The 25,177-nt window shown below is 60.9% G+C and carries 28 protein-coding genes; 12 read left to right on the top strand and 16 right to left on the bottom strand.

What is annotated here, in order from left to right:
* Positions 1 to 2: 2 nt before the first annotated feature.
* Both ACEN8R_RS25315 and ACEN8R_RS25310 read right to left on the bottom strand, forming a co-directional pair.
* The gene (locus tag ACEN8R_RS25315; RefSeq protein ID WP_018927552.1) at positions 3 to 593 is read right to left on the bottom strand and encodes a mechanosensitive ion channel family protein; all 591 of its coding nucleotides are present in this window, start codon (positions 591 to 593) and stop codon (positions 3 to 5) included.
* Positions 593 to 2,503, bottom strand: coding sequence for an ATP-binding cassette domain-containing protein (locus ACEN8R_RS25310; protein ID WP_018927551.1), 1,911 nt, complete (start codon positions 2,501 to 2,503; stop codon positions 593 to 595). The genes ACEN8R_RS25315 and ACEN8R_RS25310 overlap by 1 nt, the downstream gene beginning before the upstream one ends.
* Before the next feature lie 50 nt (positions 2,504 to 2,553).
* Between ACEN8R_RS25310 and ACEN8R_RS25305 the strand changes: the two genes are divergently transcribed.
* Positions 2,554 to 3,018 (top strand): TIGR02444 family protein, encoded by a 465-nt coding sequence (locus ACEN8R_RS25305; protein ID WP_258612830.1) that lies wholly within the window; start codon positions 2,554 to 2,556, stop codon positions 3,016 to 3,018.
* On the opposite strand, the gene ACEN8R_RS25300 is transcribed toward ACEN8R_RS25305, so the two are convergent.
* Positions 3,015 to 4,172, bottom strand: a complete 1,158-nt coding sequence (locus ACEN8R_RS25300; RefSeq protein WP_495624423.1) for an AlgP family protein — start codon at positions 4,170 to 4,172, stop codon at positions 3,015 to 3,017. The two genes, ACEN8R_RS25305 and ACEN8R_RS25300, sit on opposite strands and share 4 nt — an antisense overlap.
* Positions 4,173 to 4,364: 192 nt before the next feature.
* Here ACEN8R_RS25300 and ACEN8R_RS25295 point away from each other — a divergent pair, with 192 nt between their 5' ends.
* Positions 4,365 to 5,030, top strand: coding sequence for an FKBP-type peptidyl-prolyl cis-trans isomerase (locus ACEN8R_RS25295; RefSeq protein ID WP_495624422.1), 666 nt, complete (start codon positions 4,365 to 4,367; stop codon positions 5,028 to 5,030).
* A gap of 61 nt (positions 5,031 to 5,091) precedes the next feature.
* Here ACEN8R_RS25295 and ACEN8R_RS25290 read toward each other — a convergent pair whose 3' ends face one another.
* From ACEN8R_RS25290 to ACEN8R_RS25260, 7 genes are all read right to left on the bottom strand, one after another.
* Entirely contained in the window at positions 5,092 to 5,562 is a 471-nt protein-coding gene (locus ACEN8R_RS25290; protein ID WP_018927547.1) for an Rsd/AlgQ family anti-sigma factor, read from the bottom strand.
* 178 nt (positions 5,563 to 5,740) lie between these two features.
* Positions 5,741 to 6,292 carry a disulfide bond formation protein B gene (locus ACEN8R_RS25285; protein WP_018927546.1) on the bottom strand — a complete coding sequence of 184 codons (552 nt, stop codon included), beginning with the start codon at positions 6,290 to 6,292 and terminating at the stop codon, positions 5,741 to 5,743.
* 361 nt (positions 6,293 to 6,653) lie between these two features.
* Positions 6,654 to 7,892, bottom strand: a complete 1,239-nt coding sequence (locus tag ACEN8R_RS25280) for a heme biosynthesis protein HemY (protein ID WP_477748471.1) — start codon at positions 7,890 to 7,892, stop codon at positions 6,654 to 6,656.
* Positions 7,889 to 9,043: a uroporphyrinogen-III C-methyltransferase gene (locus ACEN8R_RS25275; RefSeq protein ID WP_064621060.1), complete on the bottom strand. Its 1,155-nt coding sequence runs from the start codon at positions 9,041 to 9,043 to the stop codon at positions 7,889 to 7,891. Before ACEN8R_RS25275 ends, ACEN8R_RS25280 begins: the two co-directional genes overlap by 4 nt.
* A gap of 16 nt (positions 9,044 to 9,059) precedes the next feature.
* On the bottom strand, positions 9,060 to 9,827 hold the full coding sequence (locus ACEN8R_RS25270; protein ID WP_018927543.1) for a uroporphyrinogen-III synthase: 768 nt from the start codon (positions 9,825 to 9,827) through the stop codon (positions 9,060 to 9,062).
* Positions 9,824 to 10,765 (bottom strand): hydroxymethylbilane synthase, encoded by a 942-nt coding sequence (gene hemC, locus ACEN8R_RS25265; protein WP_495624421.1) that lies wholly within the window; start codon positions 10,763 to 10,765, stop codon positions 9,824 to 9,826. Before hemC ends, ACEN8R_RS25270 begins: the two co-directional genes overlap by 4 nt.
* A gap of 136 nt (positions 10,766 to 10,901) precedes the next feature.
* A complete protein-coding gene (locus tag ACEN8R_RS25260; protein ID WP_064621063.1) occupies positions 10,902 to 11,648 on the bottom strand; it encodes a LytR/AlgR family response regulator transcription factor in 747 nt (248 codons plus the stop codon).
* Positions 11,649 to 12,110: 462 nt separating this feature from the next.
* Here ACEN8R_RS25260 and argH point away from each other — a divergent pair, with 462 nt between their 5' ends.
* Positions 12,111 to 13,505: an argininosuccinate lyase gene (argH, locus tag ACEN8R_RS25255; RefSeq protein ID WP_019580504.1), complete on the top strand. Its 1,395-nt coding sequence runs from the start codon at positions 12,111 to 12,113 to the stop codon at positions 13,503 to 13,505.
* Positions 13,506 to 13,612: 107 nt separating this feature from the next.
* Here argH and ACEN8R_RS25250 read toward each other — a convergent pair whose 3' ends face one another.
* Positions 13,613 to 14,272: a glutathione S-transferase family protein gene (locus ACEN8R_RS25250; RefSeq protein ID WP_495624420.1), complete on the bottom strand. Its 660-nt coding sequence runs from the start codon at positions 14,270 to 14,272 to the stop codon at positions 13,613 to 13,615.
* Positions 14,273 to 14,397: 125 nt separating this feature from the next.
* Here ACEN8R_RS25250 and ACEN8R_RS25245 point away from each other — a divergent pair, with 125 nt between their 5' ends.
* From ACEN8R_RS25245 to ACEN8R_RS25235, 3 genes are all read left to right on the top strand, one after another.
* Positions 14,398 to 14,682: a hypothetical protein gene (locus tag ACEN8R_RS25245; protein WP_018927538.1), complete on the top strand. Its 285-nt coding sequence runs from the start codon at positions 14,398 to 14,400 to the stop codon at positions 14,680 to 14,682.
* 177 nt (positions 14,683 to 14,859) lie between these two features.
* Positions 14,860 to 15,105: a TIGR02647 family protein gene (locus tag ACEN8R_RS25240; protein ID WP_007894898.1), complete on the top strand. Its 246-nt coding sequence runs from the start codon at positions 14,860 to 14,862 to the stop codon at positions 15,103 to 15,105.
* 207 nt (positions 15,106 to 15,312) lie between these two features.
* A complete protein-coding gene (locus ACEN8R_RS25235; RefSeq protein WP_495624419.1) occupies positions 15,313 to 18,159 on the top strand; it encodes a class I adenylate cyclase in 2,847 nt (948 codons plus the stop codon).
* Positions 18,160 to 18,164: 5 nt separating this feature from the next.
* On the opposite strand, the gene rnk is transcribed toward ACEN8R_RS25235, so the two are convergent.
* The 3 genes from rnk to cyaY all read right to left on the bottom strand — a co-directional run bounded on the left by rnk (position 18,165) and on the right by cyaY (position 19,375).
* Positions 18,165 to 18,575 (bottom strand): nucleoside diphosphate kinase regulator, encoded by a 411-nt coding sequence (gene rnk, locus ACEN8R_RS25230; protein ID WP_007941285.1) that lies wholly within the window; start codon positions 18,573 to 18,575, stop codon positions 18,165 to 18,167.
* Between the two features lie 244 nt (positions 18,576 to 18,819).
* Complete coding sequence (locus ACEN8R_RS25225) at positions 18,820 to 19,038, bottom strand: DUF1289 domain-containing protein (RefSeq protein WP_258612833.1); 219 nt, start codon at positions 19,036 to 19,038, stop codon at positions 18,820 to 18,822.
* 4 nt (positions 19,039 to 19,042) lie between these two features.
* Positions 19,043 to 19,375: an iron donor protein CyaY gene (gene cyaY / locus ACEN8R_RS25220; protein ID WP_018927535.1), complete on the bottom strand. Its 333-nt coding sequence runs from the start codon at positions 19,373 to 19,375 to the stop codon at positions 19,043 to 19,045.
* 238 nt (positions 19,376 to 19,613) lie between these two features.
* On the opposite strand from cyaY, the gene lptM reads away from it, so the two are divergent.
* Genes lptM through ACEN8R_RS25190 form a run of 6 tightly spaced genes read left to right on the top strand, consistent with a single transcriptional unit; the run spans position 19,614 to position 24,224 of the window.
* A complete protein-coding gene (lptM, locus tag ACEN8R_RS25215) occupies positions 19,614 to 19,787 on the top strand; it encodes an LPS translocon maturation chaperone LptM (RefSeq protein ID WP_007941283.1) in 174 nt (57 codons plus the stop codon).
* A 9-nt stretch (positions 19,788 to 19,796) separates the two neighbouring features.
* Entirely contained in the window at positions 19,797 to 21,044 is a 1,248-nt protein-coding gene (gene lysA, locus ACEN8R_RS25210; protein ID WP_018927534.1) for a diaminopimelate decarboxylase, read from the top strand.
* A 4-nt stretch (positions 21,045 to 21,048) separates the two neighbouring features.
* On the top strand, positions 21,049 to 21,879 hold the full coding sequence (gene dapF / locus ACEN8R_RS25205) for a diaminopimelate epimerase (RefSeq protein WP_018927533.1): 831 nt from the start codon (positions 21,049 to 21,051) through the stop codon (positions 21,877 to 21,879).
* A 13-nt stretch (positions 21,880 to 21,892) separates the two neighbouring features.
* Complete coding sequence (locus ACEN8R_RS25200; protein WP_007941280.1) at positions 21,893 to 22,618, top strand: DUF484 family protein; 726 nt, start codon at positions 21,893 to 21,895, stop codon at positions 22,616 to 22,618.
* A 2-nt stretch (positions 22,619 to 22,620) separates the two neighbouring features.
* Positions 22,621 to 23,520: a tyrosine recombinase XerC gene (gene xerC, locus ACEN8R_RS25195; RefSeq protein WP_018927532.1), complete on the top strand. Its 900-nt coding sequence runs from the start codon at positions 22,621 to 22,623 to the stop codon at positions 23,518 to 23,520.
* Entirely contained in the window at positions 23,517 to 24,224 is a 708-nt protein-coding gene (locus ACEN8R_RS25190) for an HAD family hydrolase (protein ID WP_019650117.1), read from the top strand. Before xerC ends, ACEN8R_RS25190 begins: the two co-directional genes overlap by 4 nt.
* Before the next feature lie 81 nt (positions 24,225 to 24,305).
* On the opposite strand, the gene sutA is transcribed toward ACEN8R_RS25190, so the two are convergent.
* Both sutA and ACEN8R_RS25180 read right to left on the bottom strand, forming a co-directional pair.
* On the bottom strand, positions 24,306 to 24,629 hold the full coding sequence (gene sutA, locus ACEN8R_RS25185; RefSeq protein WP_018927530.1) for a dormancy-specific transcriptional regulator SutA: 324 nt from the start codon (positions 24,627 to 24,629) through the stop codon (positions 24,306 to 24,308).
* A 102-nt stretch (positions 24,630 to 24,731) separates the two neighbouring features.
* The gene (locus ACEN8R_RS25180; RefSeq protein WP_018927529.1) at positions 24,732 to 25,157 is read right to left on the bottom strand and encodes a secondary thiamine-phosphate synthase enzyme YjbQ; all 426 of its coding nucleotides are present in this window, start codon (positions 25,155 to 25,157) and stop codon (positions 24,732 to 24,734) included.
* Between the last annotated feature and the right edge of the window lie 20 nt (positions 25,158 to 25,177).

The following is a 25,177-nucleotide window of genomic DNA, read 5'->3' as shown; positions in this document are numbered from 1 at the left end:
TCCTATCGAGCCTGTTTTTCGGACCCGTTTGAAGGGAATACATCAGTACCGCGCCAGCGTCGAACCGAGCGCTGGAAGAACAAGCTGTTGGGCACTTGCACCATGGCACTTCCGGTACCGAGTTCTTCGGCTTCGATCAGCGTGGTGTAGAGCAGATTGATCGCCACCACCCGGCCCTTGACGCCGGGCTTGTCGGTGGTGTCCACCAGCTCGACCACATCGCCGATTCGGAATGGGCCGACGGTGAAGATCAGGATCGCGCACAACAGGTTGGACAGCACGCTCCACATGGCGAAAAACGCCACGGCAGCCACCGCCACGAAACCGGACAACGCGGTCCAGAGCACTGTGGCCGACACCCCAAGGCGTTCCAGCACGAAGATCAGCGCGCTGCCCATGATCAGCCAACGCAAACCACCGCGCAGCGGCATCAAGAACTGCGGCGGGAACGGGTAGCGCTCGCCCAGGCGAGTCAGGCATTTGGCGACGACGCGTTGAGCGACATAGCCGGCCAGCAGGATCAGCAGGATTTGCACGACCAGCCAGAGCGGCTCGACCCACATCGCCGGCAACGGCAGCTTGAAGGCCTCCATCAAGACAGCGCCTCCAGCTCCGCCTGCATGCTTTCGAGCAATTCGAGCGCTTCCATCCAGGCTTCTTCCAGCTCGGCTTCACGCACCTTCAGCCGGGCCTGCTCGGCCAGCAGATCACGCAATTCGTTCTTGCGTGCCGGCTCGTAAATATCGCTGTCGCCGAGGCCGGCGTCGATCTTCGCCAGTTTCTCGTGCAGCTTGCCCAACTCGGCTTCGAGCTTGTCGGCCTCGCGCTTGTGCGGTGCCAGTTGCTGACGCAACGCGGCGGCGGCCTGGCGCTGGGCTTTCTTGTCGGTCTTGTCCGGGTTGACCGGGGTATTGCTGACCGGCACGTTGCGCTGACGGTACTCCACCAGCCAACGGGTGTAGTCTTCCAGGTCGCCGTCGAACTCCTCGACCTTGCCGTCTGCCACCAGATAGAAATTGTCGGTGGTGCTTTTAAGCAAATGACGATCGTGGGAGACCACCAGAACCGCGCCACTGAATTCCTGCAAGGCCATGGTCAGCGCCAGGCGCATTTCCAGGTCCAGGTGGTTGGTCGGTTCGTCGAGCAGCAACAGGTTCGGCCGGCCCCAGGCGATCAGCGCCAGGGCCAGTCGCGCCTTTTCGCCACCGGAGAAATTCAACACCGGCTCATCGATACGTGCACCCCGGAAGTCGAAACCACCGAGGAAGTCACGCAGGGTCTGCTCACGTTCGGTTGGCGCCAGGCGCTGCAAGTGCAGCAACGGGCTGGCCTTGGAATCGAGGGAATCCAGTTGATGCTGGGCGAAGTAACCGACCACGGTGTTCTCGCCCCGAGTCAGTCGGCCCGCCAATGGCTCGAGCTCACCGGAGAGGTTCTTGATCAGGGTCGATTTACCGGCACCGTTGGGGCCGAGCAAACCGATCCGCGCGCCAGGGGTCAGTTGCAGCTTGACCTTCTCCAGCACGGTTTTTTCGCCATAACCCAAGCGAGCGTCCGATAGATCGATCAGCGGGCTGGAGATTTTCTGCGATTCGCGAAAGACGAAATCGAACGGCGAATCGACGTGCGCGGCGGACAGCTCTTCCATCCGCTCCAGCGCCTTGATCCGGCTCTGGGCCTGACGGGCCTTGGTGGCCTGGGCCTTGAAGCGGGCAATGTAGCTTTCCATGTGCGCACGTTGCGCCTGTTGCTTCTCGTACGCCTGCTGTTGCTGTGCCAGACGTTCGGCACGGGCACGTTCAAACGCGGTGTAACCGCCGCGATACAGGGTGATCTTGCGTTGATCGACGTGAGCTACGTGATCGACCACGGCATCGAGGAAGTCTCGGTCGTGGGAAATCAGCAATAAAGTGCCGGGGTAGCTTTTGAGCCACTCTTCGAGCCAGATGATGGCGTCGAGGTCCAAGTGGTTGGTCGGTTCGTCGAGCAGCAACAGGTCCGAGGGGCACATCAAAGCCTGCGCCAGATTCAGACGCATCCGCCAGCCACCGGAGAAATCTCCTACTTGCCGGTCCATTTGCTCGTTGGTGAACCCAAGGCCCGCCAATAGCTTGCGAGCCCGGGCATCGGCGGTGTACCCATCGGCGCTGTCGAGCTCCGAGTGCAGGCGGGCCTGAGCGGCACCGTCATGGGCCGCTTCGGCCGCCGCCAGGTCGCGTTGCACCTGACGCAGGCGCAGGTCGCCATCGAGCACGTAGTCGACCGCCAGGCGCTCGAGGGTGTCGACCTCCTGGCGCATGTGGGCGATGCGCCAGTCGGCCGGCAGGAAGCAGTCACCCGAGTCCGGGTGCAGTTCGCCCCGAAGCAAGGCGAACAGGCTCGATTTGCCGGCGCCGTTGGCACCGATGAGGCCGGCTTTGTGGCCGGCGTGCAGGGTCAGCTCGGCGTCTTCTAGCAGACGTTGCGGGCCACGCTGTAAAGTCAGGTTCTGAAGTCGAATCATAATGGCGGCGGAGTCTACCAGCTTCGCTCGCAACTGGCGCGAGTAGCACTATGTCCTCTGACCTGTGGAGCTTTTCCCTCGACACTTACGCCCGTCCCGGCGTTGAACACGCCTGCCTGCAATTGCAGGCAGCGGGTGTGAATGTGTGCCTGCTGCTCTGTGGATTGTGGCTGGGGAAATGTGGAGTCGCCTGCAACGAACAACGCCTGCAGCTGCTACGCGATGTAGCCGGGCCTTGGGACGCGGATGTCGTGCAACCGTTGCGCACCTTGCGCCAGCAATGGAAAGCCGCTGCCAGCGAGGATGCCGGTCTGGATGATTTACGCGAACAAGTGAAGACACTGGAGATGGAAGCCGAAAGGCATTTGCTGTTGCGACTGGAGCGTTTGGCGCAGAGTTGGCCGCAGTGTGAAGCGACCGATCTAACGGCCTGGCTGGAAGGTATGGCAGCAGGCGCCGCCAACCTGAGCCGCGACGCGCTGCATCAGCTGCGCGTCGCGGTAACCGGCACTTAGGAAGCGCTGGTTGGGGTAGTGCTGGTGCTCGACGATGCCGCTGGCGCAGGCGAAGCTGTCGAGGTAGTGGCTACCGGAGCCGGCGAAGCCGATGCAGCCGGGGCCGGGGCCGGGGTTACTGGCTTGGCGACAGGTGCGGCAGTCGGCTTCGCAGCAACGACTGGCTTTTTCACGGCCGGTTTTGCTGCTGGCTTGGCGGCAGGTTTGGCAGCCGGTTTGGCAGCGGCAGGTTTGGCTGCTGGTTTCGCTACAGCTGGTTTGGCGGCAGTGGCTGGCTTGGCAGCGACGGCAGGTTTCGCAGCAGCAGTTTTGGCAGCCGGTTTAGCGGCGGGTTTGGCTGCAGTTTTTGCAGCAGGTTTCGCCGCCGGTTTTGCAGCAGGCTTGGCTGCAGCGGTTTTAGCCGCGACAGGTTTGGCGGCAGTTTTGGCTGCTGGTTTAGCGGCCGGTTTTGCAGCTGCAGTTTTCGCCACGGCGGGTTTGGCAGCCGTGGTTTTCGCAGCGGGTTTAGCGGCAGCTGTTTTGGCAGCGACTGGCTTAGCGGCAGGTTTGGCAGCTGTCGTTTTAGCTGCTGGTTTCGCAGCGCTGGCAGCGACTGGTTTTTTCGCCGCAGGTTTTGCGGCTGGTTTCGCTGCAGCTTTTACCGGTGCTTTGGCAGCGGTTTTTTTAACAGGAGCCGCAGCAGGCTTGGCCGGTGCTTTTGCAGCAACCGGTTTGGCAGCGGCTTTCTTCGCAGGTGCCGCGGCTGGCTTGGCCGAACGCAGGGACAACGCCTTGCCGACAGCCTCTTGGACACGACCGACACCCTGGGCCAGTTTCAGGCTTTCTTGAGCGTCGCGTTTGAGTTGCAGGATGTAGCTGCGAGTTTCGGACTGACGAGCCTTGAGGGCGTCGAGCAGGTCCTCAAGTTCTTTCACCGCATCTTTGGCCTTGGCTTGTGCCTTGGCTTTGCCGGCCGCCGCAGCGTCCTGCAATTTGGTGCGGGATTTATGCAGTTTTTCCTGCGCTTTTCCGCGCTGCTTTTCCAGTTTGGCGAGCAGTTTTTCAGCATCAGCCAAGGCTTGGGAACAAGCGTTTTCCAAGTGCTCGAGCAGGCTGCCCGAGAGTTGTTGGAGTAAGTGCAACGGAGTATTTACTGGCTTCTTGGTGGCCGACATGGTTTACCTCCTGGCTGACGTGAATGCGGCTCATACTAGACCTCTGCTGCAACCGCCGCTAGGGCATGTTGACAGTATCGAAAGCGCTGCGTTGCAACGAAGTAAAAATGTTCTGCGCTTACGCAAAACCAGTTCACCTTCGAGAGCATTCACACTGGCATAATCCTGCGCATCTCAGGTCGGAGAGTGCCTATGTCGCGCTACCTTTTTTTATCGCTGTGCATGTTTTTTTCCGTGATCCAGGCCGCCGAAAAAACCACCACAAATGACGCTCACGATCTCGCTTACAGCTTGGGTGCGAGCCTTGGCGAACGCTTGCGCCAGGAGGTTCCGGACCTGCAACTTCAGGCACTGCTCGAAGGTTTGCAGCAAGCCTACCAAGGTAAGCCGCTAGCGCTGAAAGACGAGCAGATCGAACAGATTCTTGCCGAGCACGAAGCCCAGGTCGCCGAGCAACCCGCCGTCGCGCAAAGCGAAGTTGCCCTCGAAAAAGAGCGGCGCTTTCTCGATGAGGAAAAAACCAAACCTGGCGTCCGTCAATTGGCAGATGGAGTATTGCTGACCGAGCTGGCTCCCGGAACCGGCGCGAAGGCAGGACCGAACGGCAAAGTCCAGGTGCTGTATATCGGTCGTCTACCTGATGGCACCGTGTTCGATCAGAACAGTCAGCCGCAGTGGTTCAGTCTTGATAGTGTGATCAGCGGCTGGCGTAGCGCGCTGCAAAATATGCCGGTCGGCGCAAAATGGCGCCTGGTAATTCCATCGGCGCAAGCCTATGGCGCCGACGGTGCCGGCGACTTGATCGCGCCGTTCACGCCGCTGGTATTCGAAGTCGAATTGCGTGGTGCTACAAGCTGAATGCCGGAAACGAAAAACGGTGCGCATTGCGCACCGTTTTCAGTGTCTAGCCGGGAAGGGTTCAGGCCTGAACCGAACTCTCTTCCTTGTGGGCGGTGTGCAGCACTTCGATCAGGCAATCTTCCAGTTCGAAGCGTTCACGCAGTTGGCTGCCCAGCTTTTCCAGCGCTTCGGCGAAACGCTCGGTGTCATTGCAGTCACCCTTGTGACAATGATCATTGAACGACAGCGCCATCTCGGTGCTCACGTCGATACGCGGGTTGATCTGCTCCGCCAGTTCAAGGCCGCCATCGTCGCCAAAGGCCTTGGCCTCATTGACCAGATGCTCACTCACTTCGAAGTGCCAGGCAGAAACGTAATCGACAAGAATCTCGCAGAACCGACCGTTCAAGGACTTGTCGGCGAAAGCCGGTTTGGCATTTCGCAAGTCGTGGAACGACTTTACCAACTCTTCACGCTCTTGTAGCCAGCGGTCAATGAGCTTATGAACCCCACCCCAGCGTTCCTGAGCATTCTGACAACTATCTAACATGGCGATCTCTCTTCCCTAATGGGTCATGCCGTTCTACGCCTGACCAAGACTCGGCACATCCGGTCTTGGTCAGGCAGAACAGCAACGAGCAACATAATTCCAATGATACGTGCGGGCCAGATTATGCCCGCGCGCCTATGGCTTCAAGGTACGCAGGAGATAAAGTTCATACAAGTGTTTAATCGCCCGTCAATACCCGGTGCGACGACTCGCCGCTGAGCGGTCGCTGACAGGCGATCCAGACAAGGCGCAGCAATTGATACCCGCCCAGAATCATCATCGCAACGAAGAACAACAGGCTCCATTCCGGGATACTCAGGTCGAACAGCGTCCAGGAAATTTCCGCGCAGTCGTCGGTTCCCTTGAACAACCGTTGCAAGGCACACAACCAGGGCGTACTGGCAAACAGATCAGTCAGGTTGGGCGAGCATGCCGAGAGCTGATGCACCGGATCGCTCTGCAACACAACCTGCCGCCACGCCGTGACGGTACCCGCCACACTGCATAGCAGACCCAGTAACCAATACAGGAATGATCCGAAGCGACCAGGCCCCTGCACCGAAGCCATCAGGCAGACACCCGTGAGCAGCGCCAGGCAAACCCGTTGCAACAGGCACAACCCGCAAGGCTTGAGGCCGACCGCATATTCCAGGTAATAGGAAACGCCCAAGGCCAGGGCACCTGCAATGAAAACCATGAAAAACAAGGAGCGTGAGCAGGCCAAAGACATGGCTTTTCCGTAACTGTAGAGACAAGCGGTTACGGTAGAGGAAAGCGCAGCAGCCTTTCAAGGCAGGCCAGCACGGACACTTCACCAGAAGTGTAGGGAATTCCCGACAGAGTCGAGAGGATAAGATGTAGTCCGCTGTAGGACTTTGCCAGACCAGGACCACAACTCAAAAACAGTGGCAGACTCGGAGCGGTTGGATTGCCCTGACGAACGACTCCCCCTGTAGCAGCTGGCGCAGCCGGCGTTCGGCTGCGCAGCAGTCGTAGTCGGTTTAACACGACTCACCTGATCCGACTGCGGCGCCTGATTTACGACTGCTGCGCAGCCGAACGCAGCCTTCGGCAGCGGCTACAGGCCGGCATCAAGCATGAGCCGGCACCGGCAGCGGAGCCGACAGCAAGCGCTCGTCCAGCAGGCCCAAGCCCTCCTGGAACAACTGATTACTGCGTTCAGTGTCACCCAATTGCGCCAGCAACCGCGCCAGTTCGGCGCAGGCTTCAGGATTACGCTGTACACGCAGACTGTTTTCCAGATAATCCCGGGCCTTGCCCCACAGACTGCTTTGCAGACACAAACGGCCCAACGTCAGCAACAGGCTCGGGTCGGCCGGATGATCCTTGAGCCAACCTTCAGCGGTGTGCAGCTGTCTGGCCGGATCGCTACCGCGAACCAGACCGTACAGGCGTGCCAGATGACTGTCGTATTTGCGCTTGAGAGCCATACGCAGAACCTCTTCGGCCTCGACCTGCGCTCCCAGTTGCCGCAGTTGCTCGGCATAGGCGAGCACCAGTTGCGGTTCCTGCCGCTGAGCGGCGGTGAGCTGCTGCCAGGCACGAGCGAGCGATTGCAAACCGACCGTTCCGTCCTCTTCCCGGTGCGCCGCCAACGAAAGATTCTCACCCCAGGCGCGTTGCTCCAGTTCAGCCAGCTCGGCTGGCGGCAGCACCTTGTCCTTGCGTAACTCCGGCAGCAAGCGAATCACTGCCGACCAGTCGCCCCGCTGCTGATGCAGGCGTTGCAACTGGCGCAGGGTCTGGACGTTATGAGGATGACGCTCGTGCATGGCTTGCAGGGTGACCAGGGCGCCGTCGGTGTCGCCGCGGTCGGTCTGCAATTGGGCATGACTCAAGGCAATCGCCAGCTCGGCCTGGGGCTGTCGCTCCAAAGCGCGCTCCAGCAAGTTATCGCTTTCCTGGTAGAGACCTTGTTCGTTCGCGGCGCGGGCAGCACCCAGGTAGTAGAGCAGCGGCTGACGTTCGGCTTCTGCCGCGCGATACAGGTGACGCTGCGCACTGGCCCAGCGGCCCTCGGCCAAATCCAGCTGGCCGTGCTCGATCGCCACTTGCACCCGTCGACTGCGATTGCGCCGCGACCATGGGTTGACCACCCCACCGGAAGTTGTCACCAGTTCGACCAGCGCCTTGATGCCCCAGAACACCAGCCACAGCACGGCCACCAAGGCCAGGGTTGCCCACAGGCTCGATTCGTAACGGAAGCTCTTGTAGGCGATCAGCACGTAGCCGGAATGCTCGGCAATCGCCAGCCCCAACGCGGCGGCGGCAGCGATGACCACGAACACGATCACATAGAGACGCTTCATGGTGTGGCCTCCTGCGCAGTGCTCGCGGCAGGTTTGGCCAGAGGTTTCACTGAGTCCTCGGCGTTGACGTTGCGTCGCTCAAGGTAAGCCTGGACGGCGCTCAACGTGCCTGTCAGATCCGGCGTGACCACCGTGACTGGCTGTTTGCTCAACTCGGCCACCTGCTCCAGCATGATCTTGCTCTGAGGGTTGTCCGGGTTGAAGTTACCCTTGAGCACGTCCCGCGCCTCGGTCAGCGCCTGAGTGTAGACCGCAGCCTGACCGTTGAGCGCGGCCCACTGCGCCTGTTCCAGCGCCAGGCTCAAGGCCAGACGCACCTGGCTCAGGCTCTGCCCTGCCAGCAATGGACGGACATTCTTGTCGGCGTTGAAATCGATTCGGATGTAACGCGAGATCTGATCCCACCATTGCGCCCAGCGACTGGCGCCGTCGCCATCGGCCGTCAGGCCCAGCAGGGATTCGCCACGGTCCTTGTACTCGGGCGCCAGTTCGGTGAGGCTGATCACTTGATCGCGCAAGGCACCCAGTCGCAGGAACAACCCGGTGCGATCCGGCTGTTCGGTACTGCGCAGGGCCACCAGGGTTTTGGCCACTTGCTCGCGAGCGGCAAAAGCCCCCGGGTCATTCTGTTCACGGAGTATCTCATCGGCCCCCTGCACCAGGGCCTGGGCACTGCTGATGTCCTGCAACGCCGACAGACGCAGGCTGGCCAGTCGCAGCAAATGCTCAGCCTCGGCCAGACGCCAATCCTTGCGGCTGGCACCGAGGACGGTTTCCAAGCGTTGATTCAAACGCTGTTGATCGCCCTGAAGTTGAGTGACCAAGCGACTGCGCGCATCGAGCTCTTCGGCGGCAGGCATTTGTTCGAGGCGAGCGGTCAGACGCTGCTCGTTGAGCTTCAGGCTCTGCGCCTGATCGTTCAACGCCTGTACCTGACTCAACTGTTGCAGGTTATCGGCTTGCAGGTGACGCACCTGCCAGACGCCCCAACCGCCCACGGCAACACCGGCAGCGCCCAACAGCAGCGCGACGATTGCCAGCCCATTGCCTCGGCGCGGCTCAGTAGCAGGTGGCCCGGTTACAACCGGCGCTTCTACCGGCGCATCGAGCACCGGCTGGACGTCATCTTTAGGCAAGGCTGTTTTGCTCACGTATCCATCCTTTGCATTAGAAAACGGGTACGGGGTGCTCCCGTAACGCCGTCAGCAAGGCCGCGGCACTGGCGCCACGACAATCCACAACTGTTTGGGCCCCGGCGGCGCGTGCCAGCTCGGCGACCCTGGGGCTTGGAACAAACAACGGCAACCGCGCCATGATCGGCCAGGCATCGCCAGCCAATCGGTGCAGGTGCTCAAAACCCTGTCCACTGCTGACCACCAGCCCGTTCAAGCGTTCCGCCTCGATCCGCTCAGGCAGCGCTGCCGGTGGGTACTGCGGTAAGCCGCGTCGGTACAACTCCAGATACTCGACACTAGCACCAAGCTCGCGCAAACGCTCAGCCAGCAACTCGCGCCCACCCTCCCCACGCACGATCAACACCCGAGGATCGGGACGGGCGATAGCCTCGCGCAATCGTGGAAGTTCAAGCAAGGCTTCGCTGTCATCACCGTCGGCCGGGAAACTCACATCCAGCCCGTTAGCCTCGAGGATCTGCGCCGTTGCCGCGCCGACGCTGAACCACGTCAGAACCGGCGGTTGCGGCCAATGCTGGTGGAGCAGCTCGACAGCGATTCTGGCGGCCGGCTTACTGACCACGATCACCGCGCAATAGTGATCCAGGTCCTGAATCACTGCGCGCATTGTGGCAGAGGCCGGCATCGGCTCGATGTCCAAAAGCGGCAAGCTGCTACTGAAAACCCCCGCGTCAGCCAACACGCAGGCAAGCGCCGCCGATTCATCCGCAGGGCGCGTCAGCAGCAGGCGCCAGCCAGTCACTCGTGCCCAGCCTCGCCGTAGACTGCTTTGAGAATGGCGTCGGCGCCCTGACTCAGCAGGTCTTCGGCCACTTGCACGCCCAGGGCCTCGGCCTCGCTGCGCGGCGCTCGGGCCTCGGCGCAGAGCAACAGGCCGCCGTTCGGATCGCCCACCAAGCCACGCAACCAGATCTGCTCGCCTTCAAGCACGGCGTAGCAGGCGATCGGCACCTGGCAGCCGCCATTCAGATGTTTGTTGAGGGCACGTTCAGCGGTCACGCGGATGGCCGTATCCTGGTGATGCAGCGGCGCGAGCAGTGCATGAATCTCAGTGTCGGCGCTACGGCACTCGATACCGACCGCGCCCTGGCCTCCGGCCGGCAGGCTGTCATCGACACTGATGGCCGAGGTGATGCGGTGTTCGAAGCCCAGACGAATCAAACCCGCCGCGGCGAGGATGATGGCGTCGTATTCGCCGGCATCGAGCTTGGCCAGGCGCGTGTTGACGTTGCCACGCAGGAAGCGGATTTCCAGATCCGGGCGACGGGTCAGCAACTGAGCCTGGCGGCGCAAGCTGGAGGTGCCGACGATGCTGCCTGGTGGCAACTCATCCAGGCTGGCGAAGGTATTGGAGACAAATGCATCGCGCGGGTCTTCGCGCTCGCAGATGCAGAACAGACCGAGGCCTTCGGGGAAGTCCATCGGCACGTCCTTCATGGAGTGCACGGCGATGTCGGCTTCGTTTTCCAGCAGCGCGGTTTCCAGCTCCTTGACGAACAGGCCCTTGCCGCCGATTTTCGACAGGGGCGAATCGAGCAGCTTGTCGCCGCGACTGACCATGGGCACCAGTGTCACGAGCAGGCCCAGATGGGCCTGTTCCAGACGAGCCTTGACGTATTCGGCCTGCCACAGGGCGAGAGCACTTTTGCGGGTGGCGATGCGGATTTCGCGAGAGGACATGGATCAATCCGTACTGAATAGATACGGCGGATAATAACAGCTCAGCCAAATCCACTTTGACTTGTATCAGAAACTGCATGGCCTCCCTGGCCCTCAAGGCCCTAAAACAGGGTAGAAATCCGCCCTGAATGGCGGATTAAAGCTGCTGCATCATTTTGCGCACGCCGGCCACATGGCGTCGGCTGACGATCAGGGCGTCGCCGTTCAGGCCTTTGAGAAACAGCTGGAAATGCCCCAGGGGGGTGCGTTGCAGCCGTTCAATGCGTTCGCGGGCGACCAGTGCGTTGCGGTGGATCCGCACGAAACGGTCGCCGAATTCGTCTTCGAGGGCCTTGAGTGGCTCATCCAGCAGCACTTCGCCACCTTCATGGCGCAAGGTCACGTACTTGTGGTCGGCAATAAAGTAGACCACCTGGCCCAACGGGATCAGTTCAATACCTTTACGGGTGCGGGCGCTGATATGGCTGCGTGGGCCGCTGCCGGTTTCGGCGGCGGGACGAGTCAAGGCGGCGAGCTGGATGCGATTGGGGCGTTCGGCTTTTTTCAATGCTTCATGTAACTGTTCTGTGCGCACTGGCTTCACCAGATAGCCCACGGCGCTGGCCTGTAGGGCTTCCAAGGCAAATTCATCGGGCCCTGTGCAAAACACCACGGCGGGCGGGGTTTCGCGTTCGCACAATCGTGCCGCCACTTGCAGGCCATCGAGGCCCGGCATGCGAATATCGAGCAGTACGATATCCGGCTTGTGGCTGTCGATCAGTGCCAACGCCTCTTCGCCATTCGTGGCGCTGGGCTCCAGGACGTTGTATCCCTCGAGTTCGCCGACCATTCGGCTCAGGCGCTCGCGGGCCAGGGGTTCGTCATCAACGATCAGGACATTCATATTGCGCTGGATTCCTGCGTGAGTCTCGCACAAAGATAGCGTAGACAGGTGAAGTGACGTCCGTCACCGCGATCCACGCTAAGACTAGCGCGAGGGCCAAAAAGTGCCGCAAGACCGGCGGCTAAATTTTCATCTGCCGGGTGACTGACGGCCCAGGCCCGCGTTGGCGAGGCATCGCCATAAGGTTTGCTGATACACAATATGAACACCCCTCTTCTCTCTATAGTCAGCTGCAGCATCGAGAAGTGCGCTGATCCTACTGTCCAACTGTAGACGGTTGCCGCGACGATATTGCTCAAATGAGAAATATCGTTGCGCAATTTGCGCATCGCTGGCTTCGAGTATGGATCGCCCCATGAGAAAAAAACGTATCGACCAGTGTCAGCGACAGGATTGGCAACCCTGTTATTATCCGCGTCAGCGTTCCACGCCATCTTTCTTCAAGCCGATACGAGCGAATTCATGAGCACTGACAAGACCAATCAGTCCTGGGGCGGCCGCTTCAGTGAACCCGTCGACGCCTTCGTTGCCCGCTTCACCGCCTCCGTCACCTTCGACCAGCGCCTGTATCGCCACGACATCATGGGCTCGATCGCCCACGCCACGATGCTGGCCAAGGTCGGCGTGCTGACCGATGCCGAGCGCGACAGCATCATCGATGGCCTGAAGACCATCCAGGGTGAAATCGAGGCCGGCCAGTTCGACTGGCGCATCGACCTCGAAGACGTGCACATGAACATCGAGGCGCGCCTGACCGACCGCATCGGCGTGACCGGTAAAAAGCTGCACACCGGCCGTAGCCGCAACGACCAGGTCGCCACCGACATTCGTCTGTGGCTGCGTGACGAGATCGACCTGATCCTGGCCGAGATCACCCGCCTGCAAAAAGGCTTGCTGGAGCAAGCCGAGCGCGAAGCCGGCAGCATCATGCCAGGCTTCACCCACCTGCAAACCGCGCAGCCGGTGACTTTCGGGCACCACATGCTGGCCTGGTTCGAAATGCTCAGCCGCGACTACGAGCGCCTGGTGGACTGCCGCAAGCGTACCAACCGCATGCCGCTGGGCAGTGCTGCGCTGGCTGGCACCACTTACCCGATCGACCGCGAGTACACCGCTCAGTTGCTGGGCTTTGACGCTGTTGGCGGCAACTCCCTGGACAACGTGTCCGATCGCGACTTCGCCATCGAGTTCTGCTCGGCCGCGAGCATCGCGATGATGCACTTGTCGCGGTTCTCCGAAGAGCTCGTGCTGTGGACCAGTGCGCAGTTCCAGTTCATCGATCTGCCGGACCGTTTCTGCACCGGTAGCTCGATCATGCCGCAAAAGAAAAACCCGGACGTGCCGGAGCTGGTTCGCGGCAAGACTGGCCGGGTATTTGGCGCGCTGATGGGCCTGCTGACCCTGATGAAAGGCCAGCCCCTGGCCTACAACAAGGACAACCAGGAAGACAAGGAACCGCTGTTCGACGCCGCCGACACCCTGCGCGACTCGCTGCGAGCCTTCGCCGACATGATCCCGGCGATCAAGCCCAAGCACGCGATGATGCGCGAAGCGGCCCTGCGCGGTTTCTCGACCGCCACCGACCTGGCCGACTACCTGGTACGCCGCGGCTTGCCGTTCCGTGATTGCCACGAGATCGTTGGCCACGCGGTGAAGTACGGCGTAGACAGCGGCAAGGACCTGGCGGAAATGAGCCTGGAAGAGCTGCGCAAGTTCAGCGACCAGATCGAGCAGGACGTGTTTGCCGTGCTGACCCTGGAAGGTTCGGTGAATGCCCGTGACCATATCGGCGGAACCGCGCCGGCACAGGTCAAGGCTGCCGTGGCTCGCGGTCAGGCACTACTCGCCAGCCGTTAAAAGCTTCGCGGGCAAGTCGGATCGCCGCACCGCTCGCGCCTACAGGGGACCGTACCCCTCAGGCGCGAGACTTGCCCGCGAAGGCATTCTCAAGATCGTTACACAATCTATTTCTTCGACGCGATCATCTCCAGAAACGCGGGCATTGCTGCGCCCTTTTCTGCCGCAATTCGCTGCACGTTCGGATTCTGCCCCAGACGCTCCAGCAGCGCCCTGGCCGCCGGCATCTCAGCCAGCAGATCAATATCGAACAGCTTCTGCGCCACGGCACAAGCCATCGGCACGCTGTACAGGAAATACAAATCCGCAATGCTGAGACGGTCGCCCGCCACGTAAGGGGCGAACTTGCCGTGCCTGCCCAGTGAGGCGAACCCCAGCAGCAACTCGGCCTTGGTCTTGTCCTTGATCGCTTCCGGCACTGACATGCCGAAAAACGCTTCGGGGTAGCAGGCTCGCGCTGGCAGTTCGATGTACAACTCGATTTCCTTGGCCAAAGCCAGCGCCTGCGCTCGCTCGAAGGGTTCGCTCGGCAGCAGCGGTGTGCCTTTCTGACTCTGCTCGAGGTACTCGAGAATCACGCTGGTTTCGTTGACGAAACCTTGCTCGACGCCCAGTACCGGAACCTTGCCGCGCGGGCTGATGGCCAGCGCCTCGGGGCTGGTGCCTGGGTAAAACGGTACTTCCTCAAACGGCAGTCCCTTCTCGAGCAACGCCAGCTTGACCATGTTGTAATAGTTGCTGACGCAAAATCCATAAAGCTTGAGCATTACATAGCCTCCAGGCCGTGCAGGGGGTTGGCAGCGCCAGTTATAGAACGCCCAGGCACTTCTTGCCAGCAGCATCACAATGCTGAATGCAGGTAAACTGGCCGCCTTTCCTTGAGGAGCCTGCCATGAGCGAGCCAAACGACATCGACAACGACGAAGAAGAATTCGCCGAAACGACGCTGATCGAAGCAATCGAAAACCAGATCGAAAGCGACAACCCGCCAGCGGCCAAGGCAACCTTCAACAAGCTGACCCTGGTGGGTTACGAGCGTGAAGAAATCCTCAACCTGATGGCCCATGTGCTGGCCTACGAGATCGACGCCATGCTCGATGAGGACCGTGCATTCGACACCGAATGGTATGAAACGGCGCTGCGCGCACTGCCAGAGTTGCCGCCGGAAAAGCAATAACCCCGCCCCCCCTGTAGGAGCGCGCTCGCTCCTACAGAAACCACCCCCGCTGTCCGTACCACCTTCCGAGGAATGCCTCTCGGGGAGAAAAACCCTGTTGCCAGCACTGGACATGCCTCACCGACGGGTTCACCTTAGGGACGCTATCGTCTAATTCCTAGAAAGTCTGGAGTCCTTATGTCGCTTACCCCTGAGTTGGTTGCCGAACTGGAAATCCTCGCACTCTTCAACCTGGACAGTTCCCAGGAAGGTTTGAAAATTCATCAGACCGCTGCCCCGAAAGCCATTGCCGCCGCACAAAGACTGTTCGACAAAGAATTGATCACCCAGCCCGATGGCGGTTACCTGACCAGCCTGGGGCGTGACGCCGCACAAAACGTGCAAACCGTTCTCACCATTCTGTCCGTGCGGGAAACAGCCTGAGCATCACTGCATAGCCCACGGAAAGCTCTGTCACGGGATTTCCGCGGGCACACTTGATGACTGGCCCTGTTACCTGCCGTCGCCAAACGATAGAAATCTGACGCCAGGAAAACAAAATCAGCTTAAAAGTCCCGGGGCCGAGGCGCTAAACTGCCCCTCACCCTGAGCCCTCCTATGTCCGAGCCCCGCGAGCCGGATTGAGCTGACATGACCCGCACCCATGAAATCCGCCCCGATCTGGACGAGGGAATCGATCGCAAGGTTCTCAGCCAGCTGCGCGCCCGTTTCCTGAAGCTCAACGAGGGTCGCATGGCCCGTGCGATGGAAGGGTTGTCGACCCGCCAGCAAACGGTGCTGACCCTGCTGCCGCTGTTTTTCCACGTCAATCATCCGCTATTGCCGGGTTACGTTTCGGGTAGCACCCCGGCCGGCCTGTCGAATTACGACCCCGACACCAACACCCTCGCCGAAGCCCAACGCCTGACCCGCTCGTTTTCCTACAAACCGCGCCACGGCAGCAATCCGCCGCGCCCCATTCACGGCCTGTTCCTGATGGGCAGCCTCGGCACTCTGGCCCAGGCCGATCAGAGCGACATGGACGTGTGGGTCTGTCATGGGCCGGACCTGAGCGAAAGCGAGCTCGCTGAACTGCGCAAGAAATGCCAGTTGCTGGAAGTCTGGGCCGCCAGCCAGGGCGCCGAGGCGCACTTTTTCCTGATCGACCCGGCCCGCTTCGTGCTCGGCGAGCGCGATACGCAGTTGAGCTCGGAAGACTGTGGCACCACCCAGCACTATCTGCTGCTGGACGAGTTCTATCGAACCGCGATCTGGCTGGCCGGACGCACCCCCATCTGGTGGCTGGTGCCGGTCTACGAAGAGGCTGCGTACGACCGTTACACCCACACGCTGCTTTCCAAACGCTTCATCCGTGCCGACGAAACCCTGGACCTGGGGCATCTGGCGTACATCCCTCCCGGGGAGTTCATCGGTGCCGGGCTCTGGCAGCTGTTCAAAGGCATCGAATCGCCCTACAAATCAGTGCTCAAACTGCTGCTGACCGAGGTCTACGCCAGTGAACACCCGAAAGTCCACTGCCTGAGCCTGCGTTTCAAACAGGCGGTGTTTGCCAATCGACTGGACCTCGATGAACTGGACCCGTACATGGTGGTTTACCGGCGCATCGAGGAATACCTCACGGCTCGGGGCGAACCGGAGCGGCTCGAACTGGTACGTCGTGCGCTGTACCTGAAGGTCAATCGCAAGCTCACCGGCAGCAGCGGTCGCACCCAGAGCTGGCAGCGTTCGCTGCTCGAACGTCTGGCCCACGAATGGCATTGGGATCAGCGTCAGTTGGCGTTGCTCGACAGCCGCAGCCAGTGGAAAGTCCGCCAGGTCAGCGCCGAGCGCCGTGCCTTGGTCAGCGAACTGAATTACAGCTACCGCTTCCTGACACAGTTTGCCCGTAACGAGCAGACCGTCAGCCTGATCAACAAGCGCGACCTCAATGTGCTGGGCCGGCGGTTGTACGCGGCCTTCGAGCGCAAGGCCGACAAGGTCGAATGCATCAACCCGGGCATCGCCCCCGATCTGGCCGAAGACACCCTGACGCTGGTGCAGGCCCCGAACAAGAGAGAGCCGGGGCAAACCCAATGGGGTTTGTACAACGGCAGCCTGACCGCTCATGAGTGGGAGCATTTCGCGCCGATCAAGCGCAGCCGCCAGTTACTCGAACTGCTCACCTGGTGTCACCGTAACGGCGTGATCGACAGCAGCACCCGCCTGGCCCTGCACCCCGGCACCAGCGACTTGAGCGAGTTCGAACTGTTCAACCTGCTCGGCAGCCTGCAGCAAAGCATCGCCCTGCCCCTGACCACCGTCGCCGAAGAGCCTTTGCTGCGCGCCAGCGTGCCGAGCGAAATACTGATTCTGGTGAACGTCGGCGTCGATCCGCTCAAGCACCATCGCGACATGAACATCCTGATGACCACCGAGCGCACCGATTCCCTGAGCTACGCCGGCGTGCGGGAAAATCTGGTGCTGACCCTGGATCAGGTCACGCTAAACAGCTGGAACGAGGTGCTGGTCAGCCGCTTTGACGGTCCCCATGCCCTGCTCGACTGCCTGCGCGATTACCTCAACAACCTGCCGGACGGGCCACAGCAGCCCAAGCTGCGGGTACGTTGCTTCTGCCACAACCGCGCGCAATTCATAGCCCGACGAGTCGAAGAAGTTCTCGATACCGCGCAAAACCTGCTGCTGAGCAAACTCAATCATCGCTACCTGATTCAGGTCCAGCAGCATTACCACGTGCTGGAGCTGGTGCCCGGCCAGGTCAATCACGTTGCCCTCGCCACGCTGCCGGCGCTGTTTGACTACCTTGGCGAAGAGCTGGCCAGCTACAGCCCGCTGCATCTGGACCCGATGGCACTGGAAGACCACGACCTGGCGCTGATCCTGCCCATGGGGCAACCCGACTGCGTTCAGGTGTTCTACCGGATCAACGAACACCAGGCCGATCTGTACGTACTGGATGAGTTCAATGCCTTGTGGCAACAACGCTTGCCCTATCACGACGAACAAAGCCTGCTGGTGCCGCTGCAACGTTTTCTGCAATCGATCCAGTACCGGCGCGACGCCTTGCTACCGATGGACGCCGCCCAGCCGCTGAGCCTGGAGACTTTGTATTACCAGTTATTGCCTTCAGGCTCCGCGCGGGCGCGTCGGGTCGAAGCCCGACCGGCGCCGCAAACCCCGGTCAACAAACCGTTCTATGACGTGCAGGCGATCGTCGGCAAAGCCGCACCAGGACAGGTGCAAGTCACGCTGTATTGCAATCAGCGGGAATTTTCAGAGCTGGAACATGGCGACCAACTGTTCAGCGTGGTCGCCCGGGAAATCGTCGAACAGCGCCGCGAGACCGAACGCTATCGCTGCTACATCACCGACCTGGACCTGTCGGGCCTGCTCGGTGATGGTCAGAGTTCAAGCAATCTGTATTTGCGCTACAAGGCCGACCTGGAGCGCGCATTGAACGAGGCGCTCGAGCAGGTCTGAGGGGTTCATTCCGGGAACGCGCCGCCATTGGCAGGCTGCGATTCAACTTCCAGCAGGGTCAGTTTGAGGGTCTTGCCACCCGGTGCCGGCCAGTCGATGTGCTGGCCAACCTTCAGGCCGAGCAACGCACTGCCCACCGGCGCCAGAATGGAAATCCTGCCTTCGTCGGCGTTGGCATCCTTGGGGTAGACCAGGGTCAGGTGGTAGTCCTTGCCACTGCTTTCTTCGCGGCAATGCACTTTAGAATTCATGGTCACGACATCGGCCGGCACCTCTTCGTGACCGACCAGGGTATCGGCGCGATCCAGTTCGGTTTGCAGCGCGATAACGCCCGGCAGCGAGTCATCCAGGCTGTCGATCAGGCGCTCCAGACGTTGCACGTCCAGACGGGTAAGGGTGATGGAAGGTGCGGTCATGATCAGGGCAGACTCCTTTCTTCTGCACGAAAAAAGCAAAACCCCGCCAGAAAAAGGCGGGGTTTTCACGAGCCTCGATGGGTTGAGGCGTATCTGGACACTATCACAGCTCAATAAATAAACAAGCCGGGGGCGACCACGGCCCAGCGCTGACCATTGCTCCCGCTGGGGCGCGGAGTGGCCCTAAAAACCTTGCGGCTGCTTCGCACCCGAGCGGGAGCAAGCTCCTTCGCCACAAAAGCCCTTAAGACAAGATCTTGCGTTGTACAGCCTGCGCACAAATCACCCGCCGCCGCTCATCATCGGCCGAGCGCCATTCGCGGATATCTTCGACATGCCGAAAACACCCCAGGCAAACCTTCTGCTCATCCAGCCGGCACACACCGCTGCACGGCGAAGGCACTGCCGGGCTGACGTTGCTATAGAGCGGTTTGGGCGGGCGAACGGGCGCAGGCTGGGTCACGATCTCACAGACCTTCGAAATCGAGTTCGACGTCGGCTTGCTGCTTGACGATGCGCTCGAGCATCTCACCCAGTTGCTCGTCGCTCTTGTCACACATCCAGCGCTTGCTCTCTTCGTCATAGTCGAAGTGGAAACCGCCGGACACCGCCGCCAACCACAATTGCCGCAACGGCTCCTGGCGACTGAAGATCAACTGGCTGCCGTTTTCGAACTTGACGGTGAGCACACCGGCCGAGCTCTCCAGATCGATATCCAGGTCACTCTCATCGAAAATATCCTCCAGCGTCTGCTGGGTGGCATCGACCAGGTCGTGAAAACGGGCTTCAGTCAAACTCATTACGGGAACCTCAAAAAGTGTCTACTCACGCTCAAGCGCCGCAAGATACGGGCGAGCCCCGATGATTGCAAAGAATAACCACCAAGGACGAGGTGCGGTACGAAATATCCCTGCGCAACGCAGGACAAGTTACTGCGCCACAGTCAAAGGCCCGCCGGACGGGAGCCGCGTCACATAGGCAAGCTGCCGGGTGGCCGGTATACTCCGGCGCAATTAACGCATTTTCAAGGATTTCGCCATGAAGCGCCTGATCTCTTCCCTTGCTGCGCTCGTCGCGGTTGCCTGCCTGGTATCGGCCTGTGGTCAAAAAGGCCCGCTGTACCTGCCCGATGACAGCCAGGATCCTGCAGAGCAGGCCAAGTCGTCGCAACAGTCTCCGTCGAAAGCACACAAACACGACGTCTACCAATAAGGGAACGCCATGGACGCTTTTAACTACCGTGACGGTGAGCTGTTCGCGGAAGGTGTTGCCCTGTCCGCCATCGCCGAACGCTTTGGTACACCGACCTACGTCTACTCCCGTGCCCACATCGAAGCCCAGTACCTGGCTTACGCCGATGCGTTGGCCGGCACGTCTCACCTGGTCTGCTTTGCGGTCAAGGCCAACTCCAACCTGGGTGTACTGAATGTCCTGGCCCGTTTGGGCGCCGGTTTCGACATCGTTTCCCGTGGCGAGCTGGAGCGTGTACTGGCCGCTGGCGGCAGCCCCGAAAAGATCGTGTTCTCCGGTGTCGGCAAGACCCGTGACGATATGCGTCGCGCCCTGGAAGTCGGCGTGCACTGCTTCAACGTCGAATCCACCGACGAGCTCGAGCGTCTGCAAGTAGTCGCCGCCGAGCTGGGCGTTCGCGCGCCGATCTCGCTGCGCGTCAACCCGGACGTCGATGCCGGCACGCACCCGTACATTTCCACCGGTCTCAAAGAAAACAAGTTCGGCATCGCCATCGCCGACGCCGAAGACGTGTACGTCCGCGCCGCGCAACTGCCTAACCTGGAAGTGGTCGGCGTCGATTGCCACATCGGCTCGCAACTGACCACCCTGCCGCCCTTCATCGATGCCCTCGACCGCCTGCTGGGCCTGGTCGACCGCCTCGGCGATTGCGGCATCTACCTGCGCCACATCGATCTGGGTGGCGGTCTGGGCGTGCGTTATCGCGATGAAGAGCCGCCATTGGCCGCCGACTACATCAAGGCCGTGCGCGAACGTCTCGACGGTCGTGACCTGGCGCTGGTGTTCGAGCCAGGCCGCTTCATCGTTGCCAACGCCGGCGTGCTGCTGACCCAGGTCGAGTACCTCAAGCACACCGAACACAAAGACTTCGCCATCGTCGATGCGGCCATGAACGACCTGATCCGCCCGGCGCTGTACCAGGCCTGGATGGACGTTACCGCCGTGCGCCCTCGCGATACCGCCGCGCGTGCCTACGACATCGTCGGCCCGATCTGCGAAACCGGCGACTTCCTGGCCAAGGATCGTCAACTGGCGCTGGAAGAAGGCGACCTGCTGGCCGTGCATTCGGCCGGTGCCTACGGGTTTGTCATGAGTTCCAACTACAACACTCGCGGCCGCGCCGCTGAAGTGTTGGTGGACGGTGATCAGGCAATTGAAGTGCGTCGCCGCGAGACGGTAGCCGAGTTGTTTGCTGGCGAAAGCCTGCTGCCGGAGTAACCCCATGCTGCTGCGTTTTACCAAGATGCACGGCCTGGGCAATGACTTCATGGTTCTCGACCTGGTCAGCCAGCACGCGCACATTCTGCCCAAGCATGCCAAGCAATGGGGCGATCGGCACACCGGCATCGGGTTCGACCAGTTGCTGATCGTCGAGGCGCCCAGCAACCCGGACGTGGATTTCCGCTATCGGATCTTCAACGCCGACGGCTCCGAAGTGGAACAGTGCGGTAACGGCGCTCGATGCTTCGCCCGCTTCGTGCTCGACAAGCGCCTGACCGCCAAGCGGCAGATTCGCGTCGAGACCAAAAGCGGCATCATCGAACTGGACATCCGCAACGATGGCCAGATCAGCGTCAACATGGGCGCCCCGCGCCTGGTGCCGGCCGAGATTCCGTTCGAAGCCCCAAGCCAGGCCCTGAGCTATCAGGTCGACGTCGACGGCACCATGGTCGAACTGGCTGCGGTGTCCATGGGCAACCCCCATGCCGTGTTGCGGGTCAACGACATCAACAAAGCACCGGTGCATGAACTGGGGCCGAAAATCGAACATCACCCGCGCTTTCCGGCACGGGTCAATGTCGGTTTTCTCCAGGTCATCGACCGGAACCGCGCGCAGTTGCGCGTCTGGGAACGCGGGGCCGGGGAAACCCAGGCCTGCGGAACCGGCGCTTGTGCTGCCGCGGTGGCCGCGATCAGCCAGGGGTGGATGGATTCGCCGCTATTGATCGACCTGCCCGGCGGGCGCCTGTCCATTGAATGGGCAGGCCCTGGCCAACCGGTCATGATGACCGGCCCGGCAGTACGCGTATACGAAGGACAAGTGCGTCTTTGAGTGAGCGAAATCCATGACCGACAAGCCCCAGGTTCCCGCCCTACAGCCCGACGAATCCCCTTCCGAAAGCCTTGAGGCGGCGGCGATTGCCGCGTACCTGGAGGCTCATCCGGATTTCTTCATCGAGCATGAAGAACTGCTCCCGGCCCTGCGCATTCCGCACCAGCGCGGCGACACCATTTCGCTGGTCGAACGCCAGATGACAATTCTGCGCGATCGCAACATCGAGTTGCGTCATCGTCTCTCGCACTTGATGGACGTGGCCCGCGACAACGATCGCCTGTTCGACAAAACCCGCCGTCTGATTCTCACGTTGATGGACGCGACCAGCCTGGAAGACGTGGTGATCGGCGTCGAAGACAGCCTGCGCCAGGACTTTCAGGTGCCCTTCGTCAGCCTGATCCTGCTGGGCGACAACCCGATGCCGGTAGGCCGCTGGGTCACCCACGCCGACGCACAAACGGCCATCGGCGGCCTGCTCTCGGAAGACAAGAGCGTCTGCGGCAGCCTGCGTGAGCATGAACTGGACTTCCTGTTCGGCGAAGAACAGCGCAAGCAGATCGGCTCCACCGCCGTCGTCGCCATCAGCCACCAGGGCATCCACGGTGTTCTGGCCATCGCCAGCCGCGATCCGCAGCACTACAAGAGTTCGGTGGGCACATTGTTCCTCAGCTACATCGCCGAAGTCATGGGTCGCGTACTGCCACGGGTCAACAACTCCCTGCGCTCGGTACGCTGATCGTGGAACGGCAACTGGACGCTTACTGCGAACACCTGCGCAGTGAGCGGCAAGTGTCGCCGCATACGCTGTACGCCTACCGCCGCGACCTCGATAAAGTGCTTGGCTGGTGCGTCAAACAGAACATCGGCAGCTGGGCCGCACTGGATATCCAGCGGCTGCGCAGCCTGATCGCCCGTCTGCATGCACAAGGCCAATCGTCCCGCAGCCTGGCACGGCTACTGTCGGCGGTGCGCGGGCTCTATCATTATCTGAACCGCGAAGGCCTGTGCGACCACGATCCGGCCAACGGCCTGGCACCGCCCAAAGGCGAGCGTCGTCTGCCGAAAACCCTCGATACCGACCGTGCGCTGCAACTGCTGGAAGGCGCGGTGGAGGATGATTTCCTGGCCCGTCGGGATCAGGCGATTCTGGAGTTGTTCTACTCCTCCGGCTTGCGGCTTTCGGAGCTGACCGGGCTCAACCTCGATCAGCTGGACCTGGCTGACGGCATGGTCCAGGTCCTCGGTAAAGGCAGCAAGACCCGGCTGTTGCCAGTGGGTAAAAAGGCTCGCGAAGCACTGGAACTGTGGCTGCCGTTGCGGGCCATGACCAACCCGGCGGACGACGCAGTGTTTGTCAGCCAGCAAGGTCGGCGCCTCGGTCCTCGGGCGATTCAGGTGCGGGTCAAGGCCGCCGGCGAGCGCGAGCTGGGGCAGAACCTGCACCCGCACATGTTGCGACACTCTTTCGCCAGCCATTTGCTGGAGTCCTCTCAGGACTTGCGCGCCGTGCAAGAGCTACTCGGCCACTCAGACATCAAGACCACCCAAATCTACACCCATCTGGACTTCCAGCACCTGGCGACGGTCTACGACAGCGCCCATCCACGGGCCAAACGCATTAAAGGCGATGATTCATGACCATCCAACTGATCACCTTCGACCTCGACGACACCCTGTGGGACACCGCCCCGGTAATCGCCAGCGCCGAAGCCATATTGCGTGAATGGCTGACCGAGCATGCGCCGAACCTGGGCGCGGTGCCGGTGGAGCATTTGTGGTCGATTCGCGAGCGGGTGTTGAGCAACGAGCCGAACCTCAAGCACCGAATCAGTGCGCTGCGTCGGCGGGTGCTTTTTCATGCTCTGGAAGAGGCTGGTTACGACCATGGTCAAGCCTCAGACCTGGCTGATCAAAGTTTTGAAGTGTTTCTGCATGCCCGGCATCAATTGGAAGTTTTCCCCGAAGTCGAGCCGACGCTGGAGACACTCGCCAAGCACTACGCCCTCGGTGTAGTGACCAACGGCAACGCCGATGTGCGCCGACTGGGCCTGGCGGATTACTTCAGGTTTGCCCTGTGCGCCGAAGACATCGGCATCGCCAAACCGGATGCGCGACTGTTTCATGAAGCGTTGCAACGGGGCGGCGCGACCGCCGAAACCGCGGTGCATATCGGCGATCATCCTGGCGATGACATTGCCGGAGCCCAGCAGGCGGGGTTGCGAGCGATCTGGTTTAACCCGGCGGGCAAAGTGTGGGAAGCCGAGAAGGCGCCGGATGCCGAGATTCGCAGTTTGACCGAGTTGCCTGCACTGCTCGCCCGCTGGAACTCAGTCGATATTTGAGGTGCTGCGATCTTTTGATTTTCACCCATGAAAAAGCCCGCAGCGACGGCGGGCTTTTTTCAGCAAGCAGGAAGCAGGCGCTTAGATAGGCCGGCTGCCGTACTTGTTATCAGGCTTCTTGGGAGGATCGGCGACCACATTGGCCTCCACTTCCTGCACCTTGCCGCCCCGTGCCAGAAACTCTTCCATGGCCTTGGCCAGGGCATCGCGTTCCTTGTTCTTGGCTTCAACGCTCGGCAGCTCATCGACCGATACCGCTGCCTTGGCTTTGCCTTTGGCAGTCGGAACGGGCACATCACCGCCGTCGTCTTCAGCGACGTCTTCAGCCGCCGCTTCCAGGCCTTCTTCGGTTTCGTCGTCGTCGCCTACTTCGAGGTCGTCGTTTTCCAGATCATCGTCGCTCATGTTCTACCTCATGACTTGCGAAAAGCAGATTAGTTATAGCCCAGCTTTGCCTTCTGTCGAAGGCCGCCGGAAAAAATTCAACCACCGCTGGTGACCAGCGGTTTATTCCCCTTCACCGTGCACGGTGGCGAGGACTTTACGGGCACCGCCATGATCACGGTGCTCGCCCAGATAAACGCCTTGCCAGGTTCCCAACGCCAGTCGGCCTGCCGAGATCGGCAAACTGAGCTGACAGCCAAGTACGCTGGCCTTGAAGTGCGCCGGGAGGTCGTCCTGGCCTTCGTCGTTATGCTCATAGTCGTCCGTTCCTTGTGGGATCAGACGATTGAAAAATCGTTCGAAGTCGCGACGTACCGCCGGATCGGCGTTCTCGTTGATGGTCAACGACGCCGAGGTATGCTGTAGCCACAAATGCAACAGACCGACCCGACACGCCTTGAGTTCAGGCAAGCCGGCGAGTAACTCGTCCGTTACCAGATGAAAGCCCCGGGGCCGTGCCCGCAGGGTAATCAGAGTCTGTTGCCACATACAGTTCTCCGCACGTTCGG

It is taken from the genome of Pseudomonas sp. Pseusp15 (assembly GCF_059492165.1).
Note: the sequence above shows the minus strand (reverse complement) of the source record. Positions and strands in the feature narration are given on the sequence as shown.